Genomic DNA, 14,073 nt, shown 5'->3' on the forward strand with positions numbered 1-14,073 from the left:
GCACGCCCGCCATGCGGGCGTCGCTTTTGCTCCCTTCCTTATCCGGCTTCACACACTGCGGCGAAGGCCGAGCCGCGCTAACGGAATAGCCATGAAACTCTCTCGCCTGGCCCTGCCGCTATGTCTCCTGCCCTGCGCCGATCTGCTGGCCGACACCTCCGAGCGCGATCAGGCCCTGAAACTGCCCGAGATGCTGATCAGCGCCAACCGTCAGGTGGAAGCACGCAACGACAGCAGCGCCGCCAACACCGTGTTCACCCGGGAAGACATCGACCGCCTGCAACCCACCAGCCTGACCGATCTGCTGCAACGGGTGCCTGGTGTGCAGGTCGCCCGCAGCGGCGGCCGCGGCAGCCTGCCAGGCATCTTCATTCGCGGCACCAACTCGGCCCAGAGCCTGGTGCTGGTGGATGGCCAGCGCATCAGCAGCTCATCCTCCGGCGACAGCAATCTGCAATTCATCAGCGTCGAGCAGATCGAGCGAGTGGAAGTGCTGCGTGGCTCGCGCTCGGTGATCTACGGCAGCGACGCCATTGGCGGGGTGATCCAGATTTTCACCCGGCGTGGCGCCCAGCAAGGCCTGCAAGCACGCATGCATCTGGGGGTGGGCAGCAACCAGACTTGGGAACGCAGCCTGGGACTATCCGGTGGCGATCAGCAGACGCGCTTCAGCCTTGGCGCCAGCCTGGATGAAACGGCGGGGATCGACTGGACCCATGAGTCGTTCCCCAGCGATACCGACCATGATGGCTACCGCAACCAGTCGTTGAGCTTCACCCTCAGCCACGCGCTGAACGATGATTTAGAGGTGGGCTTCAACCTGCTGGATAACCGTGGCCGCGCTCGCTACGACAACCCTTTCGGACGCTACGATTCAAGCTACAACGTCTTCGCCCAGGACCCTTACACCGACTTCAGTGTCAGCAGCGTCAGCGGCTATCTCGACGCGAACCTCAATGACTACTGGAAATCGCGGCTGGAGCTCGGACATAGCGAAAACCGCGACCTCAAACGCGACAAGCTCAGCGACGAACGTAGCGTGTTCAATACCTACCGGAACTCGCTGAACTGGCAGAACGATATGCGCCTGGACGAGGACAGCAGCCTGATCCTCGGCGCAGACTGGTACGAAGACCGGCTCAATACCAGCCCAGCATCATTTGCCGAAGACAGCCGCTGGAACCGGGCAGCCTTCATCCAGCATCGTTTTCACGGTGAAAGCTTCTCCACCGAACTGGGTTTGCGCCGCGATCAGAACCAGCAATATGGCAGCCAGAACACTTGGAGCGGCACCTTCACCCTGCCGCTGAACCCGGACAATGACCTGCTGCTGTCCTATAGCGAAGGCTTCCGGGCGCCCAATTTCAGCGATCTGTATTACCCCGGTTTCAGCAATCAAGATCTCAAGCCGGAGCACTCCAAGAGCTATGAACTGCAATGGCGTAGCCAGCTGACGCAAAGCAGCCGTCTGGAAGCTTCGATCTACCGGACCGATATCAAAGAGGCGATTATCTATGACCGTGTTGCGCAGCGCCCGGAAAACGTTGGCGCAGCAAGGATCAATGGTTTCGAGGCGGCCCTGAAACAGGAGCTGCTCGGCTGGCAGACCAGCATCGGCACCGCAATCATCGATCCACGCAACCGCAAGGATGGCCATCAACTGCCGCGCCGTGCCCGGCGCACCTTGAGCCTGGACCTGGACCGACAATTCGACCCATTGGCGTTCGGTGCCAGCTGGCAACTGGTAAGCAAGAGTTATGAAGACCTGAACGTGAAAAAGCAGGTACCTGTGGGCGGCTACGGCCTGTTTGGCCTGCGCAGCAGTTGGGCACTCAATCGGGAGCTAAAGCTGGACCTGAAACTCGACAATGTCTTCGACAAGTCCTATACCCGCGAGCTTTACGAATACAACGGCAACGATTACGGCTACCGCGAAGAAGGCCGCACCTGGATGCTCGGCGTGACCTGGACGCCCGAGCTGTAAGATCCGTCGAAGGGGCTCAGCGCTCGGGCGCAATCAAGGCACAGAGCTTGGCAGTGGCCGCGATCATCTGCCCACTGGGCCGTTCCAGGCCCTTGTCCCTCACCAGCAACAACCGTCCCTGCCGCACCGCCGCGATCTGCGGCCAGGCCTTCCAGGCATCCAACTGCCCCTGCGCGGTGGCCAGGATCGCCTGCGGATTACGCTGCAACACCGACTCGATACTGACCTGGGGCGCCGGCAGGTGCTGGTCGGCAAATACATTGCGCGCCCCGCAGACACCCAAGGCTTCACTGATGATCTGCCCGCCGCCCACGGTGTACAACGGCTGATCCCAGACCTGATAAAACACCGGCACGGCGGGCTCGCGGTGATAGCGTGCACGCAGGCTGGCCAGCTGACCATTCAACTCGTCCGCCAGTTTGCGCCCGGCCGCCGGGCGGCCCAGGCGCTCGCCGATCTCGGCGATCTGCGCCAGCAACTGCTGGAAATCATGGGGTTCGGCAACATAGGTGGGAATGCCCAGGCGCGCCAGTTGGTCGCGCTGGGCCGGGCCAACACTGCCCGGCCAAAGCAACAGCAGGTCAGGTTTGAGGCTCAGTAGGCGCTCGATATCCAGCTGGCCGTAACGCCCCACCGAAGGCAGGTGTTTGAGCGACGCTGGCCGCTCACCGGCGTCCAGCACTCCCACCAGCAACTCGGCAGCGCCCAGCTCCACGACGATTTCCGTGAGCGACGGCGCCAGGCTGACCACTCGCGGCGCAGCCAGCGTCGGAACGCTGGCCAGCAGGCACAGGACCGCCAGCCAGCGCCACATCAGCCCAGCTGACGAGGAATACGGTAGAGGTAGAACAGCACCGCGGTGGACAGCGCCAGGAGCATCAGCGGCACCGCTTCCAGGCCGACAAACACTGCCAGGGCACCGATCCAGGCGGGCAAGGATGCCGCCAGGAAGGCGGCGCGACGACGGGCCGCCAGGGTGATCCAGGCGGCAGGCTCCTCAGGGGTATCGAGGGCTTTGCCGGCGGCGATCAAGGCATGCTTGTAGCCGTTGAAAAAACGCAGGCTGACGAACATCGAGGCCGTACCGGCGATAAAGAATGGCATCGCCAGCACGGGCATCAACGCCTCGCCCTGACCAAACACCAGGTTGATCACAAACAGCGGCAGCAAGGCCAGAGCCAAGTATTGCCACCAGCTTACGGTCAGACGCCGTTTGACTTGACCCCGAGTCACGCGCGGTCGACCTCGCCCTGGTGCTCGTTGCCCATCATGTGGTCGAGCTTGCTGGCCTTGGTCGCCAGGTACAGCTTGTTGTGGGGGTTGTGCCCGGTGTGCAGCGGCACCCGCTCGGCAACCTGGATGCCCATCTCGGTCAGTGCCTTGACCTTGCGCGGGTTGTTGGTCATCAGGCGTAGTGACTTGACCCCCAGATGCTCGAGCATCGGCAGGCACATGCCGTAGTCACGCTGATCCGCGGCAAACCCCAGGCGCTCGTTGGCTTCCACGGTATCGGCGCCACCATCTTGCAGCTCATAGGCACGGATCTTGTTCAGCAGGCCAATACCGCGACCTTCCTGACGCAGGTACAGCAATACGCCGCGACCTTCCCGGGCGATGGCCCGCAGGGCGGCTTCCAGCTGCGAGCCGCAATCGCAACGCTGGCTGAACAGGGCGTCACCGGTCAGGCATTCGGAGTGCAGGCGACCGAGAACCGGCGCGCCATCGGCGATGTCCCCCAGGCTGAGCACGACGTGCTCGCGACCGGTGGCTTCATCGAGAAAACCATGCATGGTGAATTGCGCAAAAGGTGTAGGCAGCTTGGAGGCGGCAACAAAAACGACGGGCACTGTTGTGCTCCTGATCTGTATGAGGACTGGAGATTCGCAGAGGCGGCATTGTAACAGCAGCCTCCACTGCACGCTTAGGCTGAATTATCGGAGATAAAGATCGATAAGTTTGATCAACGGACCGCCGGACGCGGACTCCCATCAAAGGGATAAGGCTGCTTCCAACGCTCGAAGATTGGCCGTAATCGCCCTGTACTCACCAACTGCGCCATGCGCTGGTCATACAGCTCGCGCATTTCCCGGCCCCGGGGATTGCTGGCAAACCCCAGGTACAGCGGCAGCTCGGCCAAATGGGTGCGCTTGAACTGGCTCGGGTCCTGAGCCTGGCTCAGCACATAATCGATCTCGGTCTGGGCATCGATATAGTAGTCGGCGCGACTGTAGAGCAGCATCGGCAGGATACCGACACGCCGCCGGATCTCGTTGTAGCGGCGAACATTGGGCAGGTAGTCCTGGTACTTGTAGCCACGCACCCAGACCAGTCGGTAACTGCCGAGCGTCGCCGGGCTCAGTTCCGGACTGCTCGCCAGGCCCAGGGCGTAGATGTGGTCCGTGTCGTAGTTCCAGTGCGGGTACAGCACGCCCGGCGATTCGTCGCGATAAGCCCCAACCTGTGCATCCACCTCGCCGCGCTGCACCAACCCGACCGAACGGGTATAAGGCACGCTGTAACGCTCGATGGTGATTCCCACGGGCTCGAAGACTTCGCGCAGGATGTCCCAGGCCAACCCATCGCCGTCGGCCTCGGTGTATTCGCTCCAGACCTCACTGGCGATGCGAATCTGCCCGGATGGCGCCTGCAGCTCGCCGGCCCGGACGCTGCAACAGCTCCAGGCAACCAGCAACACCAGCAGCACGCGGCAGACATCCATGCCTAATTCCTCAGTTGAAGCACCACACCAGCCCTTGCATCGCCAACCAGGCAAACACGCCAGCCAGCACATCATCGAGCATGATGCCGACACCGCCATGCACATGCCGGTCGACCCAGCGAATCGGCCACGGCTTGAGAATGTCGAAGAAACGGAACATTAGAAACCCCGCCAACAGCCAGTACCAGCCCTCGGGCACCAGCCACAGGGTGATCCACATGCCGACCATCTCGTCCCAGACGATACCTTCGTGGTCATGCACCCGCAGATCGTCGGCGACCTTGCCGCACAGCCAGAAGCCGAACAGCATGGTGACGCCGAGCATCAGCCAGTAGCCCCAGTCCGGCAACATCTGCCACAGCGGGATAAAGGGTAGTGCAACCAGCGAGCCCCAGGTGCCTGGCGCCTTGGGCAAGGTGCCGGAACCAAAACCGAACGCCAGGAAATGCCAGGGATTACGCCAGACCGACGGCGGTACGAACTCCGCCGGGACCTGTTTGGGATGATCTGTCACGGTGTCTCCGCAAAGTGTTGATAACCCCGGGTGCCGGGGGTGATGTCCTGGCCGCCGGCGTCCAGCAGGGTCACGCCCTGCCCGGCCACCACTTGCCCCACCACCTGCACCGGCCAACCAGCCGCCAACAGCGGCGCCAGCTCGGCAGGCGGCAAGGTAAAGGCCAGGACATAGTCATCGCCGCCACTCAGGGCCGCAGCGCGGGCACCCTGTTCGCCAAGAAAGCTCAACAATGCCGGCGACAGTGGCAATTTCTCCACCTCCACCTGCAAGGCGACCTTCGAAGCGGCCGCGATATGCCCGCAATCGGCCAGCAGGCCATCGGAGATATCCAGGGCCGAGGTGGCCTTGCCCCGCAGTGCCTGGCCCAGGGCCAATTGCGGTTGCGGTGACCAGTAGTGAGCCAGCAAGGGGGCGGCGATGGTTGCATCAGCGCTGCGCTGGCCCAAGACCAGCGGCAGGGCTCCGGCGGCATTGCCCAACTCACCGCCGACGCACAGCAAATCACCCACACGGGCACCACTGCGGGTCAGGGCAAGGCCTGCGGGCACTCGCCCGAAGACGGTCAGGGTCAAGGTCAGCGAGCCACGAGTGGTGTCGCCACCAATCAGGCGCACGTCGCAACTCTGGGCCATGGCGTTCAGGCCGCGGGCATAGGCCTGCAGCCAATCGGCGCTTACCGTCGGCAGGGTCAGGGCAAGGGTAAAGGCCAGCGGGGTGGCGCCCATGGCAGCCAGATCGCTGACAGCCACCGCCAGGGAGCGTTGGCCTAAAAGATAGGGGTCGCAGGGATCGGCGAAATGCACACCGGCCACCAGGGTGTCGGTGGAAATCGCCAACTGCTCGCCCGGAGCAACCGCCAGCAAGGCGCAGTCGTCACCAATCCCCAGGGCAACACCCTCGCCGCCTTGCGCACAAGGCGCGGCAGCGAAGAAGTTACGGATCAGCTCAAACTCGCCCATGGCAGCTGCAAGCGCGGTTCAGCGCTTGAACGCCTTCACTTCAGCTTCACGCAGGCGCGGGGCCAGCTTGTCGAGAACACCGTTGACGAACTTGTGGCCGTCGGTGGAACCGAAAACCTTGGCCAGTTCGATACCTTCGTTGATCACAACGCGGTACGGCACGTCGACGCGCTTGAGCAGTTCCCAGGTGGACAGCCGCAGGACCGCCAGTTCAACCGGGTCCAGCTCATCGATGGCCAGGTCCAGGCAAGGCACGAGCGCGTTGTCGATCTCGTTCTTGTTGGCCGGAACTCCGTGCAGGATCTCCCGGAAGTAGGCGCCGTCGATGTCAGTGAAATCGTTGTCGACCCGAAACTGCGCTTCGATCTCGTTCAGCGAATGCTTGGCCATGTGCCATTGGTACAGCGCCTGGGTCGCGAGCTGACGGGCTTCGCGACGCTTGGCGCTCTTGGATGGCTTGCCGGCGTTGGCAGGCTTGGGATCGCGCGGGTTGAAACGATCGCTATCGTCGCTAATCACTTGGCCTCCAACTGCGCCAGCAGGCTGACCATTTCCAGGGCGGACAAGGCAGCTTCGGCCCCTTTGTTGCCGGCCTTGGTGCCGGAACGTTCGATGGCTTGTTCGATCGAATCAACGGTCAGCACGCCGAAGGCCACTGGCACGCCGAACTCCATGGACACCTGGGCCAGGCCCTTGGTGCACTCGCCGGCCACGTATTCGAAGTGCGGAGTACCGCCACGAATGACCGCGCCCAGGGCGATGATCGCCGCGAACTCACCTTTCTGTGCGACTTTCTGCGCGACCAACGGAATTTCGAAGGCGCCAGGGGCACGGATGATGGTGATGTCGCTTTCGCTCACGCCGTGGCGAACCAGGGCGTCAACCGCGCCGCTGACCAGGCTTTCGACGACGAAGCTGTTGAAACGGCCGACCACCAGGGCATAGCGGCCTTTAGGGGCGATGAAGGTACCTTCGATGGTCTTCAGGGTCATTCGACAAATCTCTTAAAGAGCCAGAGCGTGTCTAGCACACGCTCTTCAGTGATATTTGAACCGCGAATTTCAAGCCGGAAACGACCGGCTTTTATTCGGAGGGCACGTATTCTACAACTTCCAGGTCGAAACCGGATATCGCATTAAACTTCATCGGCGCACTCATCAGGCGCATTTTACGTACGCCCAGGTCGCGAAGGATCTGCGAACCGGCACCGACGATGCTGTAGGTGGTGGGTTTCTTCACCGGCTGGTGTTCCGCGGTTTCACGGATGTGCGCCAGCAGTACATCGCCATCCAGCGGGTGACCCAGCAACAGCACCACGCCACTGCCGGCCTCGGCCACTTTGACCATGGCCGCGCGCAGGCTCCAGCGGCCCGGCTGCTTGACCATCAGCAAGTCGCGCAGCGGGTCCATGTTATGCACGCGCACCAGGGTCGGCTCTTCAGCACAGATATCGCCCAGGGTCAGGGCCATGTGCACGTCGCCTTCCACCGAATCACGATAGGTCACCAAGTTGAACTGGCCCAATTCGCTGTCCAGGGGCTGCTCGGCAATCCGCTGAACGGTACGTTCGTGGATCATCCGATAGTGAATCAGGTCGGCGATGGTGCCGATCTTGATGTTGTGTTCAGCGGCGAAGGCTTCCAGTTCGGTACGACGGGACATGGTGCCGTCGTCGTTCATCACTTCGCAGATCACCCCGCTTGGCTCGAAACCGGCCATGCGCGCCAGGTCGCAGGCGGCTTCGGTGTGGCCGGCACGGGCCAGGGTACCGCCGGGTTGGGCCATCAGCGGGAAGATGTGACCCGGGCTGACGATGTCCTCGGCCTTGGCGTCCTTGGCCGCTGCCGCTTGTACGGTACGCGCACGGTCAGCGGCGGAGATGCCGGTGGTCACGCCTTCGGTGGCCTCGATGGAGACGGTGAACTTGGTGCCGAAGCCGGAACCGTTACGCGGCGCCATCAGCGGCAGCTTGAGCAGTTCGCAGCGCTCGCGGCTCATGGGCATGCAGATCAGGCCACGGGCGTGCTTGGCCATGAAGTTGATGTGCTCGGCCTTGCAGCACTCGGCGGCCATGATCAGGTCGCCTTCGTTCTCGCGGTCTTCGTCATCCATGAGGATGACCATCTTGCCTTGGCGGATGTCTTCAACCAGTTCTTCGATGCTGTTGAGCGCCACGCGGCACCCCCTTGGGTCAGGATTTGAGATAGCCGTTAGCGGCCAGAAAACTTTCGGTAATGGTGCCGCCGGTGTTGGCTTCAGCCGCCTTGTCACCCAACAGCAGGCGTTCCAGGTAGCGCGCCAGCAGGTCGACCTCGAGGTTGACCTGACGACCCGGCCGGTAGTCGGCCATGATGGTTTCCGCCAGGGTGTGGGGCACGATGGTCAGCTCGAACTCGGCGCCATTGACCGCGTTGACCGTCAGGCTGGTGCCGTCGACGGTGATCGAGCCTTTATGGGCGATGTACTTGGCCAGTTCTTTCGGTGCGCGGATGCGGAACTGAATGGCCCGGGCATTTTCTTCCCGCGCCACCACTTCGCCGACACCGTCGACGTGACCGCTGACCAGGTGACCGCCCAGGCGAGTGGTCGGGGTCAGGGCTTTCTCCAGGTTGACCCGGCTGCCGGCTTTCAACTGATGGAAGGCCGTGCAATCGAGGGTCTCGCGGCTGACATCGGCCCAGAAACCGTCACCCGGCAACTCGACTGCGGTCAGGCAGACGCCGTTCACCGCGATGCTGTCGCCCAGTTTGACGTCGGCCAGATCAAGCTTGCCGGTTTCTACATAGACCCGCACATCTCCGCCTTTTGGGGTCAATGCGCGAATGCTGCCGATGGATTCGATGATGCCGGTGAACATGGAGTCCTCCTCGAGAACAGGGCCGCCGGGTAGGCGAAAGTCGGGAATTATACGCTCGCTGGCGGGGCCGGGATGGCAGTGACTCGCCAGTCATCGCCCACCGCACGCATTTCAATGATCTTGAGCAACGGTGCCTCGCTCATCTGCGCCAGCGGCCAGTCCAGCAACGGCCGCGCCGAGGAACCGAGGAACTTGCCGGCGACGAAGATCTGGTACTCGTCCACCAGACCCTGCTGGGCAAAGGCTCCCGCCAGCCGCGGGCCGGCTTCCACCAGCACTTCATTGACGCCACGGGCGGCCAGCTCCAACAGCAAGCGATGCAGGTCGACCTGGCCATCGGGGCCGGGAACGATCAGGCACTCCGGGCCGTTGGCATATTGCTCTTCCACGGCCGCACAGGTGGCCACCAACACCGGTCCGGCCTTGAAGAACGGCGCGTCGAGAGGCACCCGCAAACGACCATCGATCAACACCCGCAGCGGTGGGCGACTCATGGCCAGGGCAGTCTGCTCAGGGTCCAGGCCCAGCTCAGCGGCGCGGACGGTCAGCCGGGCGTCATCCGCCAGCACTGTGTCGGCACCGGTCAGCACCACCGAAGATTCGGCCCGCAGACGCTGCACCGCAGAACGAGCGGCAGGCCCGGTAATCCATTGGCTCTCGCCACTGGCCATGGCAGTGCGACCGTCGAGACTCATCGCCAGCTTGACCCGCACATAAGGCAGGCCGTGCTCCATGCGTTTCAGGAAACCCTTGTTGATTGCACGGGCCTCGGCTTCCAGTACACCGCTGTGGGTGTCGATGCCGGCCTGGGCCAGACGCTGCAAACCGCGACCGGCCACTTCCGGGTTCGGGTCCTGCATCGCCGCAACCACCCGCGCCACCCCGGCATTGACCAGGGCATCGGCGCAAGGCGGTGTGCGGCCGTGATGGCTGCAAGGCTCGAGAGTCACATAGGCCGTGGCGCCACGGGCCAGTTCCCCGGCGGCACGCAGGGCATGGACTTCAGCGTGGGGTTCACCGGCACGCACATGCCAGCCTTCGCCTACCACCTGGCCGTCGCGAACGATGACACAGCCGACGCGGGGGTTGGGATGGGTGGAATACCGGCCCTTGCGCGCCAGTTCCAGGGCACGGGCCATGTAGTGCGCGTCGAGTACCGCTTGCTCCGGGGACAGGCTCATTGCTTGGCCGGCTCGCGGGCGAGACGGTCGATCTCTTCGCGGAATTCGTTGAGATCCTGGAAACGTCGATAGACCGAAGCGAAACGGATATAGGCGACTTCATCGAGCTTCTGCAGCTCGGTCATCACCAGTTCACCCACGACCAGGGATTTGACTTCGCGCTCGCCAGTGGCCCGCAGCTTGTGCTTGATGTGCACCAGCGCCGCCTCCAGACGCTCGACACTGACCGGGCGTTTTTCCAGGGCGCGCTGCATACCGGCGCGCAGTTTTTCTTCGTCGAAGGGCTGACGGCTGCCGTCAGTCTTGATCAGGCGCGGCATCACCAGTTCGGCGGTTTCGAAGGTGGTGAAACGTTCACCACAGGCCAGGCATTCACGCCGGCGGCGCACCTGTTCGCCCTCGGCGACCAGACGCGAGTCGATGACCTTGGTGTCGTTGGCACCGCAGAAGGGACAGTGCATGGTGGCAGGCAACAAAAAAAGGGAGGGCCATGGTAGCGCATCCCACTGGCAAGACAAGCCATAGCCTTTACGGTATACAGACCGACTATTATGTTTCGCACATGGACATTCGCCTTGTTGGAGCTTCAGATGCCGCTCAGACCGCTCGTTTTGCTCAGTCTCGTCAGCCTGCTGGTCGCTTGCAGCAGCGATGCCCCGAAACCTGCGGCCCCCTCTTCTTCACAGCAACAGACCACGCAAAAAAATCAGGAACCTGCCGATCTTGGGCCATTGCCGGCCTACCAGCGGGAACTGAGCGGTACCCTCGACGGGGTGCCGGCCGGCGCCAACGTCGAGCTGGCGCTGCTGGTGATCGATGAGCGCGGCCGTCCGCAACGCTTGCTGGCCAGCAACAACTTGACCGGCACCAACCAGGCCCTGCCCTTTCGCCTGCGTTTCGCTCCCGAAGCCTTCCCCGCCGGCGCCCGGGTCGAACTGCGCGGCCGCGCCAGCCAATCCGGCCAGTTGATCCTGCACCTGCCGGCGGTGCGCATCGACCAACCCACCACCCAGGCCCTGGGACCACTGCAATTCGTCAAAGCCCCATGAAGGTACCGCTCGACCTGCAAGACGCCCTCAGCGAGCTGCTGGGTGATGCGCAACTGGTGGCCTGCGAGCTGCCCGACACGCGCCTGAAACTCTGGCTGATCGACGCCCAGAACATGGACCGCGCCTTCACCCCGGAAGAAACCCGACGCATTCTCCATGAACCGCCTTACTGGAGTTTCTGCTGGGCCAGCGGCCTGGCCCTGGCCCGTTACCTGGCCGAACACCCGCACTGGGTGCAAGGCAAGCGGGTGCTGGATTTCGGTGCCGGTTCCGGGGTGGCGGCGATTGCCGCGGCCAAGGCCGGCGCCCTGGAAGTGGTGGCCTGCGACCTCGATCCACTGGCCATCGCCGCCTGCCGGGCCAACGCCGCACTCAACGACGTCGAACTGAGCTATTCAACGGACTTTTTCGCCGAGGCTGATCGCTTCGACCTGATCCTGGTGGCGGACGTGCTCTATGACCGAGCCAACCTGCCGCTGCTGGATGAATTCCTCAGCCGCGGCCGCGAAGCCCTGGTGGCGGATTCCCGGGTCAGGGACTTCCAGCACCCGCTGTATCAGCGCCTGGAAATGCTCAACGCCCTGACTCTGCCTGACCTGGCCGAGCCTTGGGAGTTTCGCAACGTGAGCCTGTATCACGCGCAGCGGCCATTCACCGACGACCCGGCTGCCACGGGCAATAGCGATCTACTTCGCGCAACTTTATAGTGGTTCCATTCCCGCTTATTCGAGATACCCCATGAGTCAGGACACGCCGTATATCTTCGACGCCCGCACCGCTGATTTCGACCAGTCGGTGATCGAGAACTCCTTCCACAAACCGGTCCTGGTGGACTTCTGGGCAGAATGGTGCGCGCCCTGCAAGGCGCTGATGCCGATGCTGCAACAGATCGCCGAGAGCTATCAGGGCGAGTTGCTGCTGGCCAAGGTCAACTGCGATATCGAGCAGGACATCGTCGCCCGCTTCGGCATCCGCAGCCTGCCCACTGTGGTGCTGTTCAAGGACGGTCAACCGGTGGACGGCTTTGCCGGCGCACAACCGGAATCCGCAGTACGGGCCATGCTCGAACCCCATGTGCAGATGCCGCCACCCCCTGCCGCCGACCCGCTGGAGCAGGCCGAAGCCTTGTTCAACGACGCTCGTATCGGCGACGCCGAGGCCCTCCTCAAAGTGCTGCTGGGGGAAGACAACAGCAACGCTAAGGCCCTGATTCTCTACGCCCGCTGCCTGGCCGAGCGCGGCGAACTGGGCGAAGCCCAGACCGTGCTCGACGCGGTCAAGAGCGATGAACACAAGGCTGCCCTGGCCGGTGCCAAGGCGCAGATCACCTTCCTCAAGCAAGCGGCGGATCTGCCGGATGCCGCCGACCTCAAGGCGCGCCTGGCCAAGGACCCGCTGGACGACGAGGCAACCTACCAGCTGTCGATCCAGCAACTGGCCCGCCAGCAATACGAAGCGGCGCTGGAAGCCTTGCTCAAACTCTTCATGCGCAACCGCAGCTACAACGAAGGCATTGCCCACAAGACCCTGCTGCAAGTTTTCGACCTGTTGGGCAACGATCACCCGCTAGTGACCGCGTATCGCCGCAAACTGTTCGCCGCGCTGTACTGAGACTGATCTGCCGACTTATGTAGGAGCAGGCTTGCCAGCGAAAGGGCTCTGACAGACAGAACCCATTGGCCAGCAAGCTGGCTCCTACAGGATCATTGCACCCAGCTGTAGAGCGGCGTATCGGCGCCGCTGATCACCTTGACCTCGGCGCAGTGGCGCAAGCGCACCAGCAAACGCTTGCCAGCCGCCGCGCTGCCGGTCAGCCCCTGCAACTGCTCCAGCAACTCGGGCCCGCTGATCTGGCCCGCCTTGCGCAACAGATCCTTGGCGGTCTGCCACAACGCATCGTCCTGACTGGCCGGCCGGGTAGCTACCGCGACACTTTCAGGCTTGGCCGCCTGCAACTGCGCGCCCAGTTGCGCCCAATCGCCTTCGTCCAGTTCCAGGGTCAAATCCACCGGCCAATCGCCGATGCTTCCACGAATCCGCAACATCGCTGTGCTCCCACATTTTTCTGACGAGCATGCTCCCACGCGTCTTGCGCAACGCCAAGCGGGCGGTCAAACTCTGCGGCCAATTGTTATAAGATCACATAACATTTATTTCATCTTCGCCCTGGAGACTTGCTATGCGCCGTCTGCTACTCGCCCTGCCCTTCGCCCTGTTGCCGCTGGCCGTTGCCCAGGCCGCGCAAGCCCATGATCACGAGCATGAACACGGCAGCCTCGGCGCCCATGAACACGGCGTGGCCCGTTTGAACGCGGTGCTCGACGGCCAGGCCCTGGAGCTGGAACTGGAAAGCCCGGCGATGAACCTGGTGGGTTTCGAACACGCCCCCAGCACCGACGCCGACAAGGCCAAGGTCGCTGCCGCCCGCACTCAACTGGAACAGCCCCTGGTGCTGTTCAGCCTGCCCAAGGCCGCCGCCTGCACAGTGGCCAAACAGGAACTGGAGAGCCCGCTGTTCGGCGACAAGCCCGATGCCGATGCCCACGATGACGATGACAAGGACGCGGCAGGTCATGAACATCACCACGAACACAGCGAGATCCACGCTCACTACCAGTTCACCTGCGCCAAGCCGGACGCCCTGAAGAACCTCGACCTGGGACAAGTCTTCAAGACCTTCCCCGCCACCCAGAAAATTCAGGTACAACTGATTTCGCCAAACGGCCAGCAAGGTGTCGAAGCCACCGCCAAGGCTGCCACCCTGAAGTTCTAAGCGCTGCGCCTGTAGCCGCGGCTCCAGCAGCGGC

At 62.9% G+C, this 14,073-nt stretch carries 18 protein-coding genes; 5 read left to right on the forward strand and 13 right to left on the reverse strand.

Features of this window, described 5'->3' with window-relative positions:
* The first annotated feature begins 91 nt into the window (after positions 1-91).
* Entirely contained in the window at positions 92-1,984 is a 1,893-nt protein-coding gene (locus KHO49_RS12875; protein ID WP_213665100.1) for a TonB-dependent receptor plug domain-containing protein, read from the forward strand.
* A 16-nt stretch (positions 1,985-2,000) separates the two neighbouring features.
* Here the strand turns inward: KHO49_RS12875 and KHO49_RS12880 are convergent, their stop codons facing one another.
* From KHO49_RS12880 to nrdR, 12 genes are all read right to left on the reverse strand, one after another.
* Positions 2,001-2,798: a cobalamin-binding protein gene (locus KHO49_RS12880; RefSeq protein ID WP_213665101.1), complete on the reverse strand. Its 798-nt coding sequence runs from the start codon at positions 2,796-2,798 to the stop codon at positions 2,001-2,003.
* Positions 2,798-3,217: an MFS transporter gene (locus tag KHO49_RS12885; RefSeq protein WP_102865296.1), complete on the reverse strand. Its 420-nt coding sequence runs from the start codon at positions 3,215-3,217 to the stop codon at positions 2,798-2,800. Before KHO49_RS12885 ends, KHO49_RS12880 begins: the two co-directional genes overlap by 1 nt.
* Positions 3,214-3,831 (reverse strand): GTP cyclohydrolase II, encoded by a 618-nt coding sequence (gene ribA / locus KHO49_RS12890; protein ID WP_102865295.1) that lies wholly within the window; start codon positions 3,829-3,831, stop codon positions 3,214-3,216. Before ribA ends, KHO49_RS12885 begins: the two co-directional genes overlap by 4 nt.
* A gap of 113 nt (positions 3,832-3,944) precedes the next feature.
* Entirely contained in the window at positions 3,945-4,703 is a 759-nt protein-coding gene (locus KHO49_RS12895) for a substrate-binding periplasmic protein (protein WP_110652019.1), read from the reverse strand.
* A 10-nt stretch (positions 4,704-4,713) separates the two neighbouring features.
* On the reverse strand, positions 4,714-5,217 hold the full coding sequence (locus KHO49_RS12900) for a phosphatidylglycerophosphatase A family protein (protein ID WP_102865293.1): 504 nt from the start codon (positions 5,215-5,217) through the stop codon (positions 4,714-4,716).
* On the reverse strand, positions 5,214-6,179 hold the full coding sequence (gene thiL / locus KHO49_RS12905) for a thiamine-phosphate kinase (RefSeq protein ID WP_213665102.1): 966 nt from the start codon (positions 6,177-6,179) through the stop codon (positions 5,214-5,216). The genes KHO49_RS12900 and thiL overlap by 4 nt, the downstream gene beginning before the upstream one ends.
* 18 nt (positions 6,180-6,197) lie before the next feature.
* The gene (gene nusB / locus KHO49_RS12910) at positions 6,198-6,698 is read right to left on the reverse strand and encodes a transcription antitermination factor NusB (protein WP_102865291.1); all 501 of its coding nucleotides are present in this window, start codon (positions 6,696-6,698) and stop codon (positions 6,198-6,200) included.
* The gene (gene ribH, locus KHO49_RS12915) at positions 6,695-7,171 is read right to left on the reverse strand and encodes a 6,7-dimethyl-8-ribityllumazine synthase (RefSeq protein ID WP_003228649.1); all 477 of its coding nucleotides are present in this window, start codon (positions 7,169-7,171) and stop codon (positions 6,695-6,697) included. The genes nusB and ribH overlap by 4 nt, the downstream gene beginning before the upstream one ends.
* Positions 7,172-7,262: 91 nt before the next feature.
* Complete coding sequence (ribBA, locus tag KHO49_RS12920) at positions 7,263-8,354, reverse strand: bifunctional 3,4-dihydroxy-2-butanone-4-phosphate synthase/GTP cyclohydrolase II (RefSeq protein ID WP_102882377.1); 1,092 nt, start codon at positions 8,352-8,354, stop codon at positions 7,263-7,265.
* Positions 8,355-8,370: 16 nt separating this feature from the next.
* The gene (locus tag KHO49_RS12925) at positions 8,371-9,036 is read right to left on the reverse strand and encodes a riboflavin synthase (RefSeq protein WP_170002162.1); all 666 of its coding nucleotides are present in this window, start codon (positions 9,034-9,036) and stop codon (positions 8,371-8,373) included.
* 47 nt (positions 9,037-9,083) lie between these two features.
* Positions 9,084-10,217, reverse strand: a complete 1,134-nt coding sequence (gene ribD / locus KHO49_RS12930; RefSeq protein ID WP_102882378.1) for a bifunctional diaminohydroxyphosphoribosylaminopyrimidine deaminase/5-amino-6-(5-phosphoribosylamino)uracil reductase RibD — start codon at positions 10,215-10,217, stop codon at positions 9,084-9,086.
* Entirely contained in the window at positions 10,214-10,678 is a 465-nt protein-coding gene (gene nrdR, locus KHO49_RS12935) for a transcriptional regulator NrdR (protein WP_019095943.1), read from the reverse strand. The genes ribD and nrdR overlap by 4 nt, the downstream gene beginning before the upstream one ends.
* 129 nt (positions 10,679-10,807) lie before the next feature.
* Here nrdR and KHO49_RS12940 point away from each other — a divergent pair, with 129 nt between their 5' ends.
* Genes KHO49_RS12940 through trxA form a run of 3 tightly spaced genes read left to right on the forward strand, consistent with a single transcriptional unit; the run spans position 10,808 to position 12,877 of the window.
* Positions 10,808-11,266: a hypothetical protein gene (locus KHO49_RS12940; protein WP_213665103.1), complete on the forward strand. Its 459-nt coding sequence runs from the start codon at positions 10,808-10,810 to the stop codon at positions 11,264-11,266.
* On the forward strand, positions 11,263-11,973 hold the full coding sequence (locus KHO49_RS12945; protein ID WP_213665104.1) for a class I SAM-dependent methyltransferase: 711 nt from the start codon (positions 11,263-11,265) through the stop codon (positions 11,971-11,973). The genes KHO49_RS12940 and KHO49_RS12945 overlap by 4 nt, the downstream gene beginning before the upstream one ends.
* Before the next feature lie 31 nt (positions 11,974-12,004).
* Positions 12,005-12,877 (forward strand): thioredoxin, encoded by an 873-nt coding sequence (trxA, locus tag KHO49_RS12950; protein ID WP_102882380.1) that lies wholly within the window; start codon positions 12,005-12,007, stop codon positions 12,875-12,877.
* A gap of 92 nt (positions 12,878-12,969) precedes the next feature.
* Here trxA and KHO49_RS12955 read toward each other — a convergent pair whose 3' ends face one another.
* Positions 12,970-13,311 carry a hypothetical protein gene (locus KHO49_RS12955; RefSeq protein WP_102882381.1) on the reverse strand — a complete coding sequence of 114 codons (342 nt, stop codon included), beginning with the start codon at positions 13,309-13,311 and terminating at the stop codon, positions 12,970-12,972.
* A 134-nt stretch (positions 13,312-13,445) separates the two neighbouring features.
* Here KHO49_RS12955 and KHO49_RS12960 point away from each other — a divergent pair, with 134 nt between their 5' ends.
* The gene (locus KHO49_RS12960; protein WP_102882382.1) at positions 13,446-14,039 is read left to right on the forward strand and encodes a DUF2796 domain-containing protein; all 594 of its coding nucleotides are present in this window, start codon (positions 13,446-13,448) and stop codon (positions 14,037-14,039) included.
* The last annotated feature ends 34 nt before the right edge of the window (positions 14,040-14,073 follow it).

Origin of the sequence: Pseudomonas sp. RC4D1, from assembly GCF_018390395.1 — a bacterium.
GTDB classification, from domain to species: domain Bacteria; phylum Pseudomonadota; class Gammaproteobacteria; order Pseudomonadales; family Pseudomonadaceae; genus Aquipseudomonas; species Aquipseudomonas danubii.

What these genes read in the sequence shown, in the direction of transcription:
- KHO49_RS12875 (WP_213665100.1), top strand. Translation starts at nt 92, where the DNA reads ATGAAACTCTCTCGCCTGGCCCTGCCGCTATGTCTCCTGCCCTGCGCC.
- nrdR (WP_019095943.1), bottom strand. Translation starts at nt 10,678, where the DNA reads ATGCACTGTCCCTTCTGCGGTGCCAACGACACCAAGGTCATCGACTCG.
- ribH (WP_003228649.1), bottom strand. Translation starts at nt 7,171, where the DNA reads ATGACCCTGAAGACCATCGAAGGTACCTTCATCGCCCCTAAAGGCCGC.
- KHO49_RS12960 (WP_102882382.1), top strand. Translation starts at nt 13,446, where the DNA reads ATGCGCCGTCTGCTACTCGCCCTGCCCTTCGCCCTGTTGCCGCTGGCC.
- KHO49_RS12895 (WP_110652019.1), bottom strand. Translation starts at nt 4,703, where the DNA reads ATGGATGTCTGCCGCGTGCTGCTGGTGTTGCTGGTTGCCTGGAGCTGT.
- KHO49_RS12940 (WP_213665103.1), top strand. Translation starts at nt 10,808, where the DNA reads ATGCCGCTCAGACCGCTCGTTTTGCTCAGTCTCGTCAGCCTGCTGGTC.
- ribD (WP_102882378.1), bottom strand. Translation starts at nt 10,217, where the DNA reads ATGAGCCTGTCCCCGGAGCAAGCGGTACTCGACGCGCACTACATGGCC.
- trxA (WP_102882380.1), top strand. Translation starts at nt 12,005, where the DNA reads ATGAGTCAGGACACGCCGTATATCTTCGACGCCCGCACCGCTGATTTC.
- KHO49_RS12880 (WP_213665101.1), bottom strand. Translation starts at nt 2,798, where the DNA reads ATGTGGCGCTGGCTGGCGGTCCTGTGCCTGCTGGCCAGCGTTCCGACG.
- KHO49_RS12945 (WP_213665104.1), top strand. Translation starts at nt 11,263, where the DNA reads ATGAAGGTACCGCTCGACCTGCAAGACGCCCTCAGCGAGCTGCTGGGT.
- KHO49_RS12925 (WP_170002162.1), bottom strand. Translation starts at nt 9,036, where the DNA reads ATGTTCACCGGCATCATCGAATCCATCGGCAGCATTCGCGCATTGACC.
- KHO49_RS12955 (WP_102882381.1), bottom strand. Translation starts at nt 13,311, where the DNA reads ATGTTGCGGATTCGTGGAAGCATCGGCGATTGGCCGGTGGATTTGACC.
- thiL (WP_213665102.1), bottom strand. Translation starts at nt 6,179, where the DNA reads ATGGGCGAGTTTGAGCTGATCCGTAACTTCTTCGCTGCCGCGCCTTGT.